Source organism: Streptomyces sp. NPDC047525 (genome assembly GCF_040643025.1).
GTDB classification, from domain to species: Bacteria; Actinomycetota; Actinomycetes; order Streptomycetales; family Streptomycetaceae; genus Streptomyces; species Streptomyces durmitorensis.
This window is the reverse complement of record NZ_JBEYTL010000004.1, coordinates 266,179-284,432: the sequence shown is the minus strand read 5'-3', so window position 1 is coordinate 284,432 and position 18,254 is coordinate 266,179. Positions and strand designations below refer to the sequence as shown.

At 70.6% G+C, this 18,254-nt stretch carries 15 protein-coding genes; 12 read left to right on the top strand and 3 right to left on the bottom strand.

Going from position 1 to position 18,254, the window contains the following annotated elements; translation table 11 throughout:
- Positions 1 to 11: 11 nt before the first annotated feature.
- The 3 genes from ABZ833_RS13680 to ABZ833_RS13670 form a co-directional block, all read right to left on the bottom strand.
- Positions 12 to 1,379: a DUF58 domain-containing protein gene (locus ABZ833_RS13680; protein WP_361045490.1), complete on the bottom strand. Its 1,368-nt coding sequence runs from the start codon at positions 1,377 to 1,379 to the stop codon at positions 12 to 14.
- Positions 1,379 to 2,398: a MoxR family ATPase gene (locus ABZ833_RS13675; RefSeq protein ID WP_361045487.1), complete on the bottom strand. Its 1,020-nt coding sequence runs from the start codon at positions 2,396 to 2,398 to the stop codon at positions 1,379 to 1,381. Before ABZ833_RS13675 ends, ABZ833_RS13680 begins: the two co-directional genes overlap by 1 nt.
- A 223-nt stretch (positions 2,399 to 2,621) precedes the next feature.
- On the bottom strand, positions 2,622 to 3,179 hold the full coding sequence (locus ABZ833_RS13670; RefSeq protein WP_361045485.1) for a carbonic anhydrase: 558 nt from the start codon (positions 3,177 to 3,179) through the stop codon (positions 2,622 to 2,624).
- A 420-nt stretch (positions 3,180 to 3,599) separates the two neighbouring features.
- Between ABZ833_RS13670 and rsmH the strand changes: the two genes are divergently transcribed.
- From rsmH to pgeF, 12 genes are all read left to right on the top strand, one after another.
- Positions 3,600 to 4,556: a 16S rRNA (cytosine(1402)-N(4))-methyltransferase RsmH gene (gene rsmH / locus ABZ833_RS13665; RefSeq protein ID WP_361045482.1), complete on the top strand. Its 957-nt coding sequence runs from the start codon at positions 3,600 to 3,602 to the stop codon at positions 4,554 to 4,556.
- Between the two features lie 48 nt (positions 4,557 to 4,604).
- The gene (locus ABZ833_RS13660; protein ID WP_361045480.1) at positions 4,605 to 5,162 is read left to right on the top strand and encodes a hypothetical protein; all 558 of its coding nucleotides are present in this window, start codon (positions 4,605 to 4,607) and stop codon (positions 5,160 to 5,162) included.
- Positions 5,163 to 5,167: 5 nt separating this feature from the next.
- Positions 5,168 to 7,126 carry a penicillin-binding protein 2 gene (locus tag ABZ833_RS13655; RefSeq protein WP_361045477.1) on the top strand — a complete coding sequence of 653 codons (1,959 nt, stop codon included), beginning with the start codon at positions 5,168 to 5,170 and terminating at the stop codon, positions 7,124 to 7,126.
- A 19-nt stretch (positions 7,127 to 7,145) separates the two neighbouring features.
- Positions 7,146 to 8,798: a UDP-N-acetylmuramoyl-L-alanyl-D-glutamate--2,6-diaminopimelate ligase gene (locus ABZ833_RS13650; RefSeq protein WP_361045475.1), complete on the top strand. Its 1,653-nt coding sequence runs from the start codon at positions 7,146 to 7,148 to the stop codon at positions 8,796 to 8,798.
- Between the two features lie 4 nt (positions 8,799 to 8,802).
- Positions 8,803 to 10,215 carry a UDP-N-acetylmuramoyl-tripeptide--D-alanyl-D-alanine ligase gene (murF, locus tag ABZ833_RS13645; protein ID WP_361045472.1) on the top strand — a complete coding sequence of 471 codons (1,413 nt, stop codon included), beginning with the start codon at positions 8,803 to 8,805 and terminating at the stop codon, positions 10,213 to 10,215.
- Positions 10,212 to 11,282 carry a phospho-N-acetylmuramoyl-pentapeptide-transferase gene (mraY, locus tag ABZ833_RS13640; RefSeq protein WP_249590431.1) on the top strand — a complete coding sequence of 357 codons (1,071 nt, stop codon included), beginning with the start codon at positions 10,212 to 10,214 and terminating at the stop codon, positions 11,280 to 11,282. Before murF ends, mraY begins: the two co-directional genes overlap by 4 nt.
- Entirely contained in the window at positions 11,264 to 12,688 is a 1,425-nt protein-coding gene (gene murD, locus ABZ833_RS13635; RefSeq protein ID WP_361045469.1) for a UDP-N-acetylmuramoyl-L-alanine--D-glutamate ligase, read from the top strand. The genes mraY and murD overlap by 19 nt, the downstream gene beginning before the upstream one ends.
- Positions 12,689 to 12,768: 80 nt before the next feature.
- The gene (ftsW, locus tag ABZ833_RS13630) at positions 12,769 to 14,091 is read left to right on the top strand and encodes a putative lipid II flippase FtsW (RefSeq protein WP_249590433.1); all 1,323 of its coding nucleotides are present in this window, start codon (positions 12,769 to 12,771) and stop codon (positions 14,089 to 14,091) included.
- A gap of 6 nt (positions 14,092 to 14,097) precedes the next feature.
- Entirely contained in the window at positions 14,098 to 15,192 is a 1,095-nt protein-coding gene (gene murG, locus ABZ833_RS13625; RefSeq protein ID WP_160504531.1) for an undecaprenyldiphospho-muramoylpentapeptide beta-N-acetylglucosaminyltransferase, read from the top strand.
- A gap of 40 nt (positions 15,193 to 15,232) precedes the next feature.
- Positions 15,233 to 16,021: an FtsQ-type POTRA domain-containing protein gene (locus ABZ833_RS13620; protein WP_361045465.1), complete on the top strand. Its 789-nt coding sequence runs from the start codon at positions 15,233 to 15,235 to the stop codon at positions 16,019 to 16,021.
- Positions 16,022 to 16,296: 275 nt separating this feature from the next.
- Positions 16,297 to 17,523, top strand: coding sequence for a cell division protein FtsZ (ftsZ, locus tag ABZ833_RS13615; RefSeq protein ID WP_361045463.1), 1,227 nt, complete (start codon positions 16,297 to 16,299; stop codon positions 17,521 to 17,523).
- Positions 17,520 to 18,251, top strand: a complete 732-nt coding sequence (gene pgeF, locus ABZ833_RS13610; protein ID WP_361045460.1) for a peptidoglycan editing factor PgeF — start codon at positions 17,520 to 17,522, stop codon at positions 18,249 to 18,251. Before ftsZ ends, pgeF begins: the two co-directional genes overlap by 4 nt.
- Positions 18,252 to 18,254 lie beyond the last annotated feature (3 nt).

Genomic DNA, 18,254 nt, shown 5'->3' with positions numbered 1-18,254 from the left:
CGGGCCGCCGCTCATCCCCAGCCCCCGGTCGTCGTCCCCGCCGCAGGGGCGGGGCCCGTGCTCGCCCGCAGATGGTCCGCCTGGCGCCACAGGTCCACCAGGGCGACTCCAGGAGGCACCGCCACGGCCGTCCAGCCCGCCTCGCGCAGCATCCGGACCCGCTCGTCGCCGGGGCCCGAGGGAGCGCCGCCGGGGCCCTGGGCCCAGGCCGTGCTGTCCAGGACGAAGGCGACCGCGGCTCCGCTGCGCTGGCGCATCTTGGCGGCCACCGTCGCCTGCTCCTCGTCGAGGTCGCCGAGGAAGGCGATCAGCAGGCCTTCGTTGCCCCCGCGCAGCACGTCGTACGCGGGTGAGAGCCCCGCGCCGTCCGAGTGGTCGATCACCGCGAGGGTGTCCATCATCAGTCCCGCCGCGTCCGCCGACTCCTGGCTGGCGCCCGCGAAACCGTCCGAGCCCTCGCCCGGCACCGAGTTTCCGGTGTCGGTCAACAGCCGTACCGAAAAGCCCCGTTCGAGCATGTGCACCAGAGCGGACGCCGTGCCCGACACCGCCCACTCGAAGGCCGAGTCGGGCCCCGCACCCCGGAAGGCGTGCGCCCGGGTGTCCAGGAGCACCGTGCAGCGGGCCCGCTGCGGCTGCTCCTCGCGGCGCACCATCAGCTCTCCGTAGCGAGCCGTGGAGCGCCAGTGGACGCGGCGCAGGTCGTCGCCGTGGCGGTAGCCCCGCGGGATCACGTCGTCCTCGCCCGCGAGGGCCAGCGAGCGGTGCCGCCCGTCGCCGTACCCCTTGGCCTCGCCGGTGAGGCGTACCGGAGGCAGCGCCTCCACGCGCGGGATGACCGTCAAGGTGTCGTACGTCGAGAAGGAGCGGGTCAGTTCGCACATCCCGAACGGGTCCGTCAGACGCAGCTGCAGCGGCCCCAGCGGATAGCGCCCCCGCAGATCCGAACGGACGCGGTAGGACACCTCACGGCGGCCTCCCGCCTCCACCCGGTCGAGCACGAACCGGGGCCGCGGCCCCAGGACGTAGGGCACCCGGTCCTGGAGCATGAGCAGGCCCGTGGGCAGCCGCGAGACGTTGTCCATCCGCAGATGGACGCGGGCCTCCGAACTGGCGGGCACGCGCGCGGGGGAGAGCCTGCGGCTTCCCGCGACGCGGTAGCGGGTGCGGTAGAGCACCGTCGCGCACACCAGCGGCAGGACGGCGAGCAGCAGCCCGACCCGGAGCAGATCACTCTGGCCCAGGACGTACGCGCAGACGGCGGCGGCGATCCCGGCCGCGAGGAACGAACGCCCGCGCGTGGTCAGTCCCGCGAGCGCGGTCCGCAGTCCGCCCTTGCCCTCCTCGGCCTGCGCCGGCTGCGGCCCCCCGGCCGCCATCACAGCCTCCGCGCGCCGGGCGGCTGCTGATTGAAGTAACCGCTGTTCGGCTGGACGGCGGCGGGTACGGGCGTGCGCTGGAGGATCTCCAGGACGACCGACTCGGCCGTACGCCGGTTCAACTGGGCCTGTGCCGTGGGCAGCAGCCGGTGCGCGAGCACCGCCACGGCGAGGGCCTGGACGTCGTCCGGCAGGGCGAACTCCCGGCCGCTGAGCGCCGCGGACGCCTTGGCCGCCCGCAGCAGGTGCAGCGTCGCGCGCGGGGAGGCCCCGAGTCTCAGGTCCGGGTGGTTGCGGGTGGCCCCGACCAGTTCCACGGCGTACCGCCGCACGGCGTCGGCGACGTGGACCGTGCGGACCGCGTCGATGAGCTTCACGATGTCGTGCGCGTGCGCCACCGGCTGGAGGTCGTCGAGCGGCGAGACGCCGCCGTGCACGTCCAGCATCTGCAGCTCGGCCTCCGGGTTCGGATAGCCGATCGAGACGCGCGCCATGAAGCGGTCGCGCTGCGCCTCGGGCAGGGGATAGGTCCCCTCCATCTCGACGGGGTTCTGCGTCGCCACCACCATGAAGGGGCTCGGCAGCTCATAGGTCTGCCCGTCGATGGTGACCTGGCGCTCCTCCATGGACTCCAGGAGCGCGGACTGCGTCTTGGGAGACGCGCGGTTGATCTCGTCGCCGATCACGATCTGCGCGAAGATCGCGCCGGGCTTGAACTCGAAGTCCCGGCGCTGCTGGTCGAAAATGGACACACCAGTGATGTCCGACGGCAGCAGGTCAGGCGTGAACTGGATGCGCCGCACCGAGCAGTCGATGGACCGCGCCAGTGCCTTGGCGAGCATGGTCTTGCCCACGCCCGGTACATCCTCGATCAGCAAGTGCCCCTCGGCGAGGAGCACGGTCAGCGAAAGCCGTACGACCTCTGGCTTGCCCTCGATCACACCCTCCACCGACCTGCGGACACGCTCCGCTGTGGCGGTCAGATCTGTGAGGCTCGCTCGATCGTCATAGGTCGTCACCCGGCCCTCCTCGGACACGTTCTCCGGGCCGACGCTGTGTGTGCGGCCCGGCCCACCCCGAATCACGGACACCGCGCCTGAATGGTTCAGCGCGATGCCCACCCCGCATTCTTGTTGGGCATACCGGGTTGTGTCACTCGCCCGCGGATAACTGGCGGCGGTATGTCGGCTCTTGCGGCCTTTTGAGCGCCTAGCCGGTCCGGAAAGGTCCGGTCAGGGCCGGTCACTCAGGGTCGATCTCCCGCAGCAGACCCGTGGTGACATCGAAGACGAATCCCCGCACATCGTCGGTGTGCAGAAGGAACGGCGAGGTCCGCACGCGCTGCATCGACTGCCGTACGTCCTGATCGACGTCGCGGAAGGCCTCCACCGCCCAGGCGGGCCGCTGGCCGACCTCGAGCTCGAGCTCGTGCCGGAACTCCTCGGTGAGGCTCTCCAGGCCGCAGCTGGTGTGGTGGATCAGTACGACACTGCGTGTGCCGAGAGCGCGCTGGCTGATCGTCAGGGAACGGATGACGTCGTCGGTGACGACGCCGCCCGCGTTGCGGATGGTGTGGCAGTCGCCCAGTTCGAGGCCGAGCGCGTCGTGGAGGTCGAGGCGGGCGTCCATGCAGGCGACGACGGCCACGCCCAGGACGGGGCGTGCGTCCATGCCGGGGTCGGTGAAGCCGGAGGCGTACCGGTGGTTCGCCTCGACGAGACGGTCCGTGACCGTGCCGGCGGTGGCTATGTCTGCGGGGACGCCGGGGGTACGGCCCGTAGGAGATGCGGAAGTCGACATGACTATGACGGTAGTCGGCACTGATCGCTCGGGCCCGCTGTGAGAAGGGACAAAGAACGTCAATGACTCTTGTTGTGAGGCAACCCACAGGAGTGGCCCGCGTGCGGCCGAACGGGTGACGGAGCCCGATCCGCGGCTCCCGTGACGACCCGTCCGCGACGCGCAGGCCAGTTGATTGACCGGGCGACACGGTGGACTAAAGTGACGCGAAGTGGGAGCCGTGACCCTGCTCCCCGCTGGACTGTTCACCCGGGGATTCCCTGAATCCCCCCACGTGCGCGGCGCGTACGTACGGCTCGGCCTCCTCCCGCTCCCGGTCGGCTGACGCCACTTCCCCGGCGCCAGCAGGCCGTTCCCCTTCCCGAGCGGGCGGGGACCCGGCCGTGCGCACGGCCACCGCGCCGGATCTGAGAGGGCCCTTTGAGCCAGACCCGACACGTCCCGGTGATGCTCCAGCGATGCCTGGACCTGTTGGCCCCCGCGCTGGCCCAGCCGGGCGCGGTCGTCGTCGACTGCACCCTCGGGCTCGGCGGCCACAGCGAGGCGCTCCTGTCCACCTTCCCGTCGGCCCGCCTCATCGGCCTGGACCGCGACAAGGAAGCGCTGCGGCTCTCCGGGGAGCGGCTCGCCCCCTTCGGCGACCGGGCCGAACTGGTGCACGCGGTCTACGACGAACTCCCCGACGTGCTCGACCGGCTCGGCATCGCGAAGGTCCAGGGCGTCCTGTTCGACCTCGGCGTCTCCTCCATGCAACTCGACGAGGCGGACCGAGGGTTCGCCTACGCCCAGGACGCGCCCCTGGACATGCGCATGGACCAGACGACCGGCGTCAGCGCGGCCGAGGTCCTCAACACGTACGCACCGGGCGAGTTGGTGCGGATCCTGCGTCAGTACGGCGAGGAGAAGCAGGCCAAGCGGATCGTGGGCGCCGTCGTGCGCGAACGCGAGAAGGAGCCGTTCAGCAACAGCGCGCGGCTCGTCGAGCTGATCCGCGACTCCCTGCCGCAGGCCGCCAAGCGCACCGGCGGCAATCCCGCCAAGCGCACCTTCCAGGCCCTGCGCATCGAGGTCAACGGCGAGCTGAGCGTCCTGGAGGCCGCCATCCCGGCAGCCGTGAAGACGCTCGCCGTCGGCGGCCGCATCGCCGTCCTCTCGTACCACTCGCTGGAGGACCGCCTGGTCAAGCAGGTCTTCGCGGCCGGCGCCGCGACGACAGCGCCGCCCGGCCTGCCCGTCGTCCCCGAGCGCTACCAGCCCCGGCTCAAGCTGCTCACGCGCGGCGCGGAACTGCCCACCGAGGAAGAAGTCGCCGAGAACCGCCGGGCCGCCCCGGCACGGCTGCGGGGTGCGCAGCGCATCCGCGAGGAGACTCTGTGAAGTGCTCCCGCCAGGAGGACGTGTGAACGGCGTCCCTGAGGAGGCCCCATGAGCAAGAAGCCCGAGCTGCGCGGGAGGGCCGCCAGGCTCGCGCGGCTCCTTCCGTCGGGGCCGAGCCAGGCCGCGCGCACGCCTTTCGTGCTGCTGGTCGTGCTGCTGCTCGGCGGCGGTCTGATCACCCTGCTCATCCTGAACTCCTCGCTCAACGAAGGCTCGTTCCAGCTGAGCGAGCTGAAGAAGGAGACGACGGAGCTCACCGACCAGGAGCAGGAGCTCCAGCGGGACGTGGACGCCTACGCCGCTCCCGACGCCCTCCAGCGCCGGGCCCGTGAGCTCGGCATGGTGCCGGGCGGCGACCCGGCCTTCCTGAACCCGGACGGCACCGTGCGCGGCGTTCCCGGCGCCGCCGAGCAGTCCGCGCTGCAGACCGACCCGCGCCCGCAGGAGGTCGCGTCTCCGGCGCCCTCGGTCTCGATCCCGGTGTCGGCCCCGCCCCCGGCGCCGCAGGCCTCCCCGGCGCCCGCCGCCACACCCGCCGTTCCTTCAGAAGCCCCGCCCACGCCCACCCTCTCCGCGAAGCCCGGCCCCACGACCTCCGGCAGGTGACGTAAGTGACGGACCGCCAACCCCCGCGACGCAGGGTCCCGGGCCCCGCGCGGCCCTCGCGCCCCGCACGCCCCGGCCAGCAGCGCCGCACAGGAGGGGGGGCCGGGCCCGCCCGCCGCCCGCGCCCGGCCGCCTCCAAGGCCCGCACCATCCGGCTCGGCAGCCCGCGGCCCCGCCTTCGCATGGTGAGCCTCGGTCTGACCCTGGTGATGCTGGCCTTTGTCGTACGCCTCCTCCAGGTGCAGGCGGTCGACGCGAGCGTGTACACCACCAAGGCCGAGAAGAACCGCTACTTCAGCCACATCCTGGCCGCCGAGCGCGGCGGCATCACCGACCGCAGCGGCGTCGAGCTGGCCGCCAGCGTGGACGCGTACGACATCACGGCCGACCCCACGATGTTCACGGCGAAGGAGATGGGCATCAAGGACGCGCCCGAACAGGCCGCGGCCCTCCTCGCCCCGATCCTCGACAAGGACGTCGACCGGCTCACCGAGCAGCTCAAGACCCCCAAGACGCGCTACGTCCTGCTCGCCCGTCGGCAGACCCCGCAGGTCTGGAAGCAGATCAAGGACCTGCGCGGCGCGCTCGCCGACAAGCAGCGTGCCGACGAGAAGAGCGCCAACGTCCTCGCGGGCGTCTTCCAGGACCCCAGCAGCAAGCGCGTGTACCCGAACGACACCCTGGGCGCCGGGATACTGGGCTGGGTCAACGCCGAGGGCAAGGGCGCGGGCGGCCTGGAGCAGCAGCTCGACAAGGAGCTCGCGGGCAAGGACGGCAAGATCAGGTATGCCCAGTCCGGCGGCCACCAGGTGCCGACCGCGGGCAGCACGGAGACGCCCGCCGTGCCCGGCTCGGACGTCGAGCTCACCATCGACCGCGACATCCAGTGGGCCGCGCAGAACGCCATCACCGAGCAGGTGGAGAAGTCCAGGGCGGACCGCGGCTACGTGATAGTGCAGGACAACAAGACCGGCGAGATCCTCGCGATGGCCAACTCCCCGGGCTTCGACCCGAACGACCTCTCGCAGGCCGACGGCACGGCCCTGGGCAACGCCTCGCTCCAGGACGCCTTCGAGCCGGGATCGACCGCCAAGGTCATGTCCATGGCCGCCGTCCTGGAGGAGAACGCGGCCACGCCCGGCACCCACGTGACGGTCCCCAACCGGCTGCACCGCGGCGACCGGCTCTTCAAGGACGACATCGACCACCCGACCTGGCACCTCACGCTCAACGGCGTGCTCGCCAAGTCCAGCAACATCGGCACGATCCTGGCCACCGGCGAGCTGGGCAAGACCCAGCGGGAGGCCAACCGGTCGCTCTACTCGTACCTGCGCAAGTTCGGCATCGGCAGGGAGACCGGGCTCGGCTTCCCCGGCGAGACGTCCGGCATCTTCGCGCCCGCCGACAAGTGGTCCACCTCGCAGCAGTACACGATCCCGTTCGGCCAGGGCTTCTCGATCAACGCGATGCAGGCGGCCTCCGTCTACTCGACCATCGCCAACGACGGCGTGCGCATCGAGCCCACGCTGGTGCGCGGCACCAAGGGGCCCGACGGCCGCTTCACACCCGCGCCCAAGCCCAAGAAGACCCGTGTGGTGAGCGAGAAGACCGCCAAGACGGTGTCGCACATGCTTGAGTCGGTCGTCGACGACGAAGAGGGCACCGGCACCAAGGCCCGCATCCCCGGCTACCGGATCGCGGGCAAGACCGGTACGGCCAACCGGGTCGACCCGGAAACCGGCCGGTACAAGGGCTACACCTCGTCGTTCGCCGGGTTCGCGCCCGCCGACAAGCCGCGCGTCACCGTCTACTGCGCGATCCAGAACGCCACCAAGGGCAGCTACTTCGGCGGCCAGATCTGCGGCCCCATCTACAAGGAAGTCATGCAGTTCGCCCTCAAGACGCTCCAGGTCCCGCCCACAGGCAAGGGCGCGGCCAGGCTCCCCGTCACCTTCGAACCCTGAGCCCTACCAGGACAAACCCGTGACAACGATCACCCCGCGGCCGGGGAACCAGCCCCCGCCACACCGCCCGCTTCGCCCAACAGCCGGTGCGCCCGGTACGCTCACCGCCGTGCCACACGCCGATCAGTCCCAAACCACCCAGAAGGGCGTTCCCGTGACATATCCGGGACCGCCGCGGCCGGTCCAGGTCTCCGCGACGCCGCTCGCCAGGATCGCCGATCAGCTGGGCGTCGCCGCCCCGGGCACGGGGGAGGTCAGCGGCATCACGCACGACTCCCGCGCGGTCCGGCCCGGCGACATCTACGCCGCGCTGCCCGGCGCCCGGCTGCACGGCGCCGACTTCGTCGCCCAGGCCGCCGACCTCGGCGCCGCCGCGATCCTCACCGACCCGACGGGCGCCGACCGCGCGGCCGTCACGGGCCTGCCGGTCCTGGTCGTCGCCGACCCGCGCGGCTCCATGGGGGAGCTCGCGGCCACGGTGTACGGCCATCCGGGGCGCGATCTGCTCCAGATCGGCATCACCGGTACGTCCGGCAAGACCACGACGGCCTACCTCGTCGAGGGCGGCCTCAAGGGCGTGAAGTCGACCGGCCTCATCGGCACGGTCGAGATGCGCATCGGCGACGAGCGGATCAAGTCCGAACGCACGACCCCCGAGGCGACCGACCTCCAGGCGCTGTTCGCGGTGATGCGCGAGCGCGGCGTCGAGGCCGTCGCCATGGAGGTCTCCTCCCATGCCCTCGTGCTCGGCCGGGTGGACGGCTGCATCTTCGACGTCGCCGTCTTCAACAACCTCAGCCCGGAGCACATGGAGTTCCACTCCGACATGGAGGACTACTTCCAGGCCAAGGCGCAGCTGTTCACCAAACAGCGCTCCCGGGTCGGAGTGGTCAACTTCGACGACGAGTACGGACGCCGGCTCATCACCGAGTCCGAGGTCCCCGTCACCACCTTCTCCGCCGAGGGGCACCCCGACGCCGACTGGCGCGCGGAAGACGTCGAGGTCACGCCGTTCGACTCCACGTTCGTCGTGGTCGGCCCGAACGGGGAGCGGATCACCGCGAAGTCCCCGCTGGCCGGACCGTTCAACGTCGCCAACACGCTCTCCGCGATCGTCTCGCTCGCCGTCGCCGGGATCGACCCCCAGCAGGCCGCCGACGGCGTCGCGGCGGTGCCGGGCGTCCCCGGCCGCCTGGAGCGCATCGACGCGGGCCAGCCCTACCTCGCGGTCGTCGACTACGCCCACAAGACGGACGCCGTCGAATCGGTCCTGCGCGCCCTGCGCAAGGTCACCGAGAACAAGCTGCACATCGTCCTCGGCTGCGGCGGCGACCGGGACAAGACCAAGCGGATGCCGATGGGCGCCGCGGCGGCCAGGCTCGCCGACACCGCCGTGCTGACCGCCGACAACCCCCGCGGCGAGGACCCCCTGGCGATCCTCGCCACGATGCTCGCGGGCGCCGCCGACGTGCCGTCCCACGAGCGCGGCGACGTCGCCGTGTTCGAGGACCGTGCCGCCGCCATCCGCGCCGCCGTCGCCCGGGCCCAGCCGGGCGACACGGTGCTCGTCGCGGGCAAGGGCCACGAGCAGGGGCAGGACATCGCCGGGGTGGTGCGCCCCTTCGACGACCGCCAGGTACTTCGCGAAGCTATCCAGCAAACCCAGGGATGAATCTGTGATCGCCCTCTCCCTCGCCGAGATCGCCACTGTCGTCGGCGGGCAGACGTACGACATACCGGATCCGTCCGTCCAGGTCACCGGACCGGTCGTCAGGGACTCCCGTGAAGTGGAGCCCGGCAGCCTCTTCGTCGCCTTCGCCGGCGAACGCGTCGACGGCCACGACTACGCGTCCGCGGTGGTCGAAGCGGGCGCCGCCGCCGTCCTGGCCTCGCGCCCCGTCGGCGTACCGGCCATCGTCGTGGACGACGTACAGGCGGCGCTCGGCGCCCTTGCGCGGCACGTCGTGGAGCGGCTCGGCGCGACGCTCGTCGCGCTCACCGGCTCCGTCGGCAAGACCAGCTCCAAGGACCTGCTCGCCCAGGTCCTGCGGAGCAAGGCGCCCACTGTCTTCACGCCGGGCTCGCTCAACAACGAGATCGGCCTGCCGCTCACCGCCCTCAGCGCCACCGACGAGACACAGTTCCTCGTCCTGGAGATGGGCGCGCGCGGCATCGGCCACATCCGCTACCTCACCGGCCTCACCCCGCCGAAGATCGGCCTCGTGCTCAACGTCGGAACTGCCCACATCGGTGAGTTCGGCGGACGCGAGCAGATCGCACAGGCGAAGGGTGAACTCGTCGAGAGCCTCCCCGCCGACGGCACCGCCGTCCTGAACGCCGACGACCCGCTGGTGCGCGCCATGGCTTCGCGCACGAAGGCGCGCGTCCTCTTCTTCGGAGAGCGCGCCGACGCCGACGTACGTGCCGAGAATGTCCGGCTCACGGAGATCGGACAGCCTGCCTTTACGCTGTACACACCCTCCGGGTGCAGCGACGTGACCTTGCGGCTGTACGGTGAGCACCACGTGTCGAACGCGCTTGCCGCGGCCGCCGTCGCCCATGAGCTGGGCATGTCCGCAGACGAGATCGCCCGCGCGCTCTCCGACGCGGGCACGCTGTCCCGCTGGCGGATGGAGGTCACCGAGCGCCCGGACGGCGTGACGGTCGTCAACGACGCCTACAACGCGAACCCCGAGTCCATGCGAGCCGCCCTGCGCGCGCTCGCGGCCATGGCCAAGGGACGTCGTACGTGGGCGGTGCTCGGTCACATGGCCGAGCTCGGTGACGAGGGGCTCGCCGAACACGACGCGGTCGGACGGCTCGCTGTCCGACTGAACGTGAGCAAGCTCGTGGCAGTCGGGGGCAGGGAAGCGTCCTGGCTCCAACTGGGCGCATACAACGAGGGTTCGTGGGGTGAGGAGTCGGTGCACGTGTCCGACGCACAGGCGGCGATCGACCTGCTGCGCAGCGAGCTGCGCCCGGGAGACGTCGTGCTGGTGAAGGCTTCCAGATCGGTCGGTCTCGAGCGGGTCGCCACGGCGCTGCTCGATGACTCCGCGTCGTCCGAGGGGCAGGTCGCCGGCCGATGAGGCAGATCCTCTTCGCGGGTGTGATCGGGCTCTTTCTGACCCTGGTCGGAACCCCGCTCCTTATCAAGTTCCTGGCCCGCAAGGGCTATGGCCAGTTCATCCGGGACGACGGCCCGCGCGAGCACCACAGCAAGCGCGGTACGCCGACCATGGGTGGCATCGCCTTCATCCTCGCCACGCTCATCGCGTACTTCCTCACGAAGATCATCACGGGGACGGAGACCACGCTCTCCGGTCTCCTCGTGCTCTTCCTGATGGCGGGCATGGGCCTCGTCGGGTTCCTCGACGACTACATCAAGATCGTCAAGCAGCGCTCGCTCGGCCTGCGCGCCAAGGCGAAGATGGCGGGCCAGCTGATCGTCGGCATCGGCTTCGCCGTGCTCGCGCTGAACTGGCCGGACAGCCGCAACCAGACCCCGGCCTCCACCAAGCTGTCGTTCGTCACGGACTTCGGCTGGTCGATCGGCCCGGTGCTCTTCGTGGTCTGGGCGCTGTTCATGATCCTCGCGATGTCGAACGGCGTGAACCTCACCGACGGCCTCGACGGCCTGGCCACCGGCGCCTCCGTGATGGTCTTCGGCGCGTACACCTTCATCGGTGTCTGGCAGTACCAGGAGTCCTGCGCCAACGCCGTCACGCTGACCAACCCGCAGGCGTGTTTCGAGGTCAGAGACCCACTCGACCTGGCCGTGGTGGCCTCCGCGCTGATGGGTGCCTGCTTCGGCTTCCTGTGGTGGAACACCTCGCCCGCCAAGATCTTCATGGGTGACACCGGCTCGCTGGCCCTCGGCGGCGCGCTCGCCGGACTCGCGATCTGCTCCCGCACGGAGCTGCTCATCGCGCTCCTCGGCGGCCTGTTCGTCCTGATCACCATGTCCGTCGTGATCCAGGTCGGCTCCTTCAAGATGACCGGCAAGCGGGTCTTCAAGATGGCGCCACTTCAGCACCACTTCGAACTCAAGGGGTGGTCCGAAGTCCTTGTGGTGGTCCGCTTCTGGATCATCCAGGGCATGTGCGTGATCGTCGGACTCGGCCTCTTCTACGCAGGATGGGCAGCCAAGAAGTGACCAGCTGGCAGGGGAAGAACGTCACCGTCGCCGGACTCGGCGTCTCCGGGATCCCGGCGGCCCGCGTGCTGCACGGCCTGGGCGCCGTCGTCACGGTCGTCAACGACGGCGACGACGAGCGCTCCCGTACGCACGCCGAGGAGCTGACGGCAGAGGGCATCACCGTCCGCCTCGGCGACGGGGCCACCCTGCCCGAAGGCACCGAACTCATCGTCACCACGCCCGGCTGGCAGCCGGACAAGCCGCTCTTCGCGGCCGCCGCGGCTGCCGGCGTCGAGGTGTGGGGCGACGTGGAGCTGGCCTGGCGCCTGCGCGGCCCCGATGCCGCGCCGTGGCTCGCGGTCACCGGCACGAACGGCAAGACGACGACCGTCCGGATGCTGGCCTCGATCCTGGAGGCGGCCGGTCTGCGGACCGCGGCCGTCGGCAACATCGGGGTCTCGCTGCTCGACGTCGTCACCGGCGACGAGACGTACGACGTGCTCGCCGTCGAGCTCTCCAGCTACCAGCTGCACTGGGCGCCCTCGCTGCGCGCCCACTCCGCGACCGTCCTGAACCTCGCCCCCGACCACCTGGACTGGCACGGCTCCATGGAGGCGTACGCCGCCGACAAGGGCCGCGTCTACGAGGGCAATCAGGTCGCCTGCGTCTACAACGTCGCGGACAAGGCCACCGAGGACCTGGTCCGCGGTGCCGACGTCGAAGAGGGCTGCCGCGCCATCGGTTTTACGCTGAACGCGCCCGCGCCCTCGCAACTGGGCGTCGTGGACGGCATTCTGGTCGACCGTGCCTTCGTGCCGGACCGCCAGAAGCAGGCGCAGGAGCTCGCAGAGATCTCCGACGTACGGCCGCCTGCCCCGCACAACATCGCCAACGCCCTGGCCGCGGCCGCTCTCGCGCGCGCCTACGGCGTGCCGCCGACGGCCGTGCGCGACGGTCTGCGCGCCTTCCGTCCCGACGCCCACCGCATCGAACACGTCGCCGACGTGGCCGAAGTGGCGTACGTCGACGACTCCAAGGCCACCAACACCCACGCCGCGGAAGCCTCGTTGGCCGCGTACGAATCGATCGTCTGGATCGCGGGCGGGCTCGCCAAGGGCGCCACCTTCGACGAGCTGGTCGCCAAGTCGGCGAAGCGGCTGCGGGCCGTCGTCCTGATCGGCGCCGACCGCGCGCTGATCCGCGAAGCCCTCGCGCGACACGCGCCCGAGGTCCCGGTCGTCGACCTCGACCGGACCGACACTGGGGCGATGTCCGAGGCGGTACGACAGGCTGCACGGCTCGCCGAGCCGGGGGACACCGTACTGATGGCCCCGGCCTGTGCGTCGATGGACATGTTCACCAACTACAACAAGCGTGGTGACGCGTTCGCGGACGCGGTCCGCGAACTCGGCGCGAGCGCCTGACGCGGGCCCCTTGGTCCGGGGGCGCCCGGCACCCTTAGGAGGGCACGTGGCAGCGTCGTGGTGGCCGTTCGGGGGTCTCGATGGCAGGCAGTAGCGGGCGCGCGCCCACGCGCCTCGCCAGGAGGCCCGCGCCGGTCCGTTCCGCGGGCGCACCCCGCCCGCCGCGGGAGAACGCGGTACGGCGGTTCTACACCCGTGCCAAGCGGGCCTGGGACCGGCCGCTGACCGCGTACTACCTCATCTTCGGCAGCAGCCTGCTGATCACCGTGCTCGGCCTGGTGATGGTCTACTCGGCGTCGATGATCCAGGCGCTGCAGCTCGACCTGCCCGCCGCGTACTTCTTCCGCAAGCAGTTCGTCGCCGCCGTACTGGGTTCGATCCTGCTGCTGGTGGCCATGCGCATGCCCATCAAGCTGCACCGGGCGCTCGCCTACCCCATTCTCGCCGTGACCGTCTTCCTGATGGTGCTCGTGCAGGTCCCCGGGATAGGGCGCAGCGTCAACGGAAACCAGAACTGGATCTATCTGGGCGGCCCGTTCCAGCTCCAGCCCAGCGAGTTCGCCAAGCTCGCCCTCGTCCTGTGGGGCGCGGACCTGCTCGCCCGCAAGCAGGACAAGCGCCTGCTCACCCAGTGGAAGCACATGCTGGTGCCGCTCGTGCCGGTCGCCTTCATGCTGCTCGGACTGATCATGCTGGGCGGCGACATGGGCACAGCGATCATTCTCACGGCGATCCTTTTCGGCCTGCTCTGGCTCGCGGGGGCGCCGACGCGGCTCTTCGCGGGGGTGCTCTCGATCGCGGCCCTGCTCGGCGTGATCCTCATCAAGACCAGCCCCAACCGCATGGCGAGGCTCGCCTGCATCGGTGCCACGGATCCCGGCCCCGGCGACCAGTGCTGGCAGGCCGTGCACGGGATCTACGCCCTGGCCTCCGGCGGATTCTTCGGTTCCGGCCTCGGCGCGAGTGTGGAAAAATGGGGTCAACTGCCGGAACCGCACACCGACTTCATCTTCGCCATCACGGGGGAGGAACTCGGCCTGGCAGGGACACTGTCGGTGCTCGCTCTGTTCGCGGCTCTAGGCTATGCGGGTATCCGCGTGGCCGGACGCACGGAGGACCCCTTCGTGAGGTATGCCGCGGGAGGCGTGACCACCTGGATCACGGCGCAGGCCGTGATCAACGTCGGTGCGGTGCTCGGTCTGCTGCCGATCGCCGGTGTCCCGCTCCCGCTGTTCTCCTACGGGGGCTCAGCCCTGCTGCCGACCATGTTCGCCATCGGACTCCTCATCGCCTTCGCGCGGGAGGACCCGGCGGCAAAGGCGGCCCTGGCCATGCGGCAACCTCGGGTGAGATGGAACACGATGAGACGGCGCGTCAAGGCGCGTTCGTCCGGAGAGCGGTGAATTTCGGTGCATGTCGTACTCGCCGGTGGGGGGACCGCCGGCCACATCGAGCCCGCGCTCGCCCTCGCGGACGCCCTGCGGAGGCAGGACCCGACCGTGGGCATCACGGCCCTGGGCACGGAGCGTGGACTCGAGACCCGGCTCGTACCGGAGCGGGGCTACGAACTCGCGCTGATCCCGGCCGTTCCGCTGCCGCGCAAGCCCACCCCTGAGCTGATCACCGTCCCGGGGCGGCTGCGCGGCACGATCAAGGCGGCCGAGCAGATCCTGGAGCGGACGAAGGCGGACTGCGTGGTCGGCTTCGGCGGCTATGTCGCGCTGCCGGGGTACCTCGCGGCCAAGCGGACCGGGACGCCGATCGTCGTGCACGAGGCCAACGCGCGTCCCGGCCTCGCCAACAAGATCGGTTCGCGGTACGCCCACGGAGTGGCCGTCGCCACGCCGGACAGCAAGCTGCGCAACTCCCGGTACATCGGCATCCCGCTGCGTCACACCATCGCCACGCTCGACCGGGCCCGGGTCCGCCCGGAGGCGCGCGCCGCCTTCGGCCTCGACCCGAACCTGCCGACGCTCCTGGTCTCCGGTGGCTCGCAGGGCGCCCGGCGGCTCAACGAGGTCGTCCAGCAGGTCGCTCCGGTGCTCCAGCGCGCCGGGATCCAGATCCTGCACGCGGTCGGCCCGAAGAACGAAATGCCGTACGTCGAGAACATGCCCGGTATGCCGCCCTACATCCCGGTACCGTACGTGGACCGGATGGACCTCGCGTACGCCGCGGCGGACATGATGCTCTGCCGCGCGGGCGCGATGACCGTCGCCGAACTCTCGGCCGTCGGGCTTCCGGCCGCCTACGTCCCGCTGCCCATCGGCAACGGCGAACAGCGGCTGAACGCCCAGCCGGTGGTCAAGGCGGGCGGTGGACTCCTGGTGGACGACGCCGAACTGACGCCCGAGTGGGTGCAGGGCAACGTGCTCCCGGTGCTCGCCGATCCGCACCGGCTGTACGAGATGTCCCGCGCCGCATCGGAGTTCGGCCGCAGGGATGCCGACGACCTGCTCGTCGGCATGGTGTACGAGGCGATCGCGTCGCGCCGCAACGGGTGAGCCGGCGCTAGACGGCAACAGCACAAGAAGGCAGGGGACCGTGGCCGGACCGACCACCGCCGAACGGCAGAAGCTCGACTCCGGCCCGCCCCGCCCACCGCGCTCCCGCCCGCGCATCCCGCGGCCGCGCACCCTGATCCTCTCGCTGATCGCGCTCGTGCTGCTCGGCGCGGGAGGCGTCTGGCTGTTCTACGGCTCGCAGTGGCTGCGCGTGGAGCGCGTGACGACGTCCGGCACCCGGATCCTGACGCCCGAAGAGGTGCGCGAAGCCGCCGCGGCGCCGGTGGGGGCGCCACTGATTTCGGTCGACACCGAGGCTCTTGAGGACCGGCTGCGCAAGAAACTGCGGCGTATCGACTCGGTCGACGTGGTCCGTTCCTGGCCGCACGGAATCGGTCTGAAAGTGACCGAACGCAAGCCGGTTCTGCTTATCGAAAAGGGCGGAAAGTTCGTCGAAGTGGACGCGAAGGGCGTGCGATTCGCCACGGTCGGACACGCGCCGAAGGGCGTTCCGCTCTTGGAATTGAGGCCGGATCAGGAGAACGCGGCGGCGAGCCTGCGCCGTTTCGACTCCCACCGCCTGCGCCGTGAGTCGGTACGGGTCGCGGGGGCGCTTCCGGCCGTCGTGGCCCGCGATACCCGGGTCGTCAAGGTCCGTTCGTACGACTCGATCTCGCTGGAGTTGAGCGGCGGACGCACCGTAGCGTGGGGCAGCAGCGAGAAGGGCCGGACGAAGGCAAGCACACTCACCGCGCTGATGAAAGCCGCCCCCAAGGCACGGCACTTCGATGTGAGTGTCCCCACCGCCCCTGCTTCATCGGCGAGTTGACGCATATCGTCGCAGGCCAGCACCCTGGTTCGGCAGCGCTACGGCTGATCACATAGGGTGAAAAGAAAAACGGGAGGTTCGGCGTGTTCGTTGAACGTGCGCCACTTGTCGACTTAGTGTCCTGTTCGGAAGAGTCCAAGGAACAGACACACTGGTAACCCTAAACTTCAGCGTTAGGGTTCGGGTCGGCGTTCGGACCGTCCCATTCGGCATCAGTCGTCGCGGCGCGATCCCGCGAGGCGGCGACACGTAACTCGAGGCGAGAGGCCTTCGACGTGGCAGCACCGCAGAACTACCTCGCAGTCATCAAAGTCATCGGTGTCGGCGGCGGTGGTGTCAATGCCATCAACCGGATGATCGAGGTCGGTCTCAAGGGCGTCGAGTTCATCGCCATCAACACCGACGCGCAAGCCCTGTTGATGAGCGACGCCGACGTCAAGCTCGACGTCGGCCGTGAACTCACCCGTGGCCTCGGCGCCGGAGCCAACCCGGCAGTCGGCCGCAAGGCGGCAGAAGACCACCGCGAGGAGATCGAGGAGGTCCTCAAGGGGGCCGACATGGTCTTCGTCACCGCCGGCGAAGGCGGTGGCACCGGCACGGGCGGCGCACCTGTCGTCGCCAACATCGCTCGCTCCCTGGGCGCCCTGACCATCGGCGTCGTCACCCGGCCGTTCACCTTCGAGGGCCGTCGTCGCGCCAATCAGGCCGAGGACGGGATCGCGGAGCTGCGCGAAGAGGTCGACACCCTCATCGTCATCCCCAACGACCGGCTCCTGTCCATCTCGGACCGGCAGGTCAGCGTTCTGGACGCCTTCAAGTCGGCGGACCAGGTCCTGCTCTCCGGTGTCCAGGGCATCACCGACCTCATCACGACCCCCGGTCTGATCAACCTCGACTTCGCCGACGTCAAGTCGGTCATGTCCGAGGCGGGTTCGGCCCTCATGGGCATCGGCTCGGCGCGCGGCGACGACCGCGCGGTGGCCGCCGCCGAGATGGCGATCTCCTCGCCCCTGCTCGAGGCGTCCATCGACGGAGCGCGGGGAGTCCTGCTCTCCATCTCCGGCGGCTCCGACCTCGGCCTCTTCGAGATCAACGAAGCGGCCCAACTGGTCAGCGAGGCGGCCCACCCCGAGGCCAACATCATCTTCGGCGCCGTCATTGACGACGCCCTGGGAGACGAGGTCCGGGTCACCGTCATCGCGGCGGGCTTCGACGGTGGCCAGCCACCGTCCAAGCGGGACACCGTCCTCGGCTCGGCGTCGTCGACCAAGCAGCGTGACGAGCAGCCGGCGGCCACGAGCCGTCCGGCCGAGTCCCGTTCGCCCTACGGCGGCCTCGGCAGCGTCACGTCGCACGACGAGCCCTCGTCCCCGGAGCCCGTCGAGGCGCCCGCGGTCAACGAAGCCCCGTCCGCGCCCGTGGCCCCGCCGCAGGTTCCGCCGGCCCGTCCGTACCAGGACAGCCAGGCCGAAGAGCTGGACGTGCCGGACTTCCTGAAGTGATAAGCCAGCACAGCACTGCGAGCGGCGCGCACTTCGCCTTCACCGACAGGTGGGGCGGGGTGAGCGCCGTTCCGTACGAAGAGCTCAACCTCGGCGGTGCGGTCGGCGACGACCCGCAGGCCGTGCGCACGAACCGCGGGCTCGCCGCCACGGCCCTTGGCATCGATCCGGCGCGGGTCGTCTGGATGAACCAGGTCCACGGCCCCGATGTCGTCGTGGTCGACGGACCCTGGGGCAGCGATGCCGAGATCCCGGCGGTCGACGCCGTGGTGACCGCTCGCCGGGGCCTCGCCCTGGCGGTCCTCACCGCGGACTGCACGCCCGTCCTGCTCGCCGACCCGGTCGCCAAGGTCGCGGCGGCGGCACACGCGGGGCGGCCGGGCATGCTGGCGGGGGTCGTCCCCGCCGCCGTCGAGGCGATGATGAAGCTGGGCGCCGACCCGGCCCGCGTCATCGCCCGCACCGGACCCGCCGTCTGCGGCCGCTGCTACGAAGTGCCGAAGGAGATGCGCGCCGATGCCGCCGCGATCGAGCCCGCGGCGTACGCCGAGACGAGCTGGGGCACTCCGGCGGTCGACGTGACCGCGGGGGTGCACGCCCAGCTGGAGCGGCTCGGGGTGCGCGACCGGGAGCAGTCGCCGGTGTGCACCCTGGAATCCGGTGACCACTTCTCGTACCGCCGCGACCGGACCACCGGTCGTCTCGCGGGCTATGTCTGGCTGGACTGATAG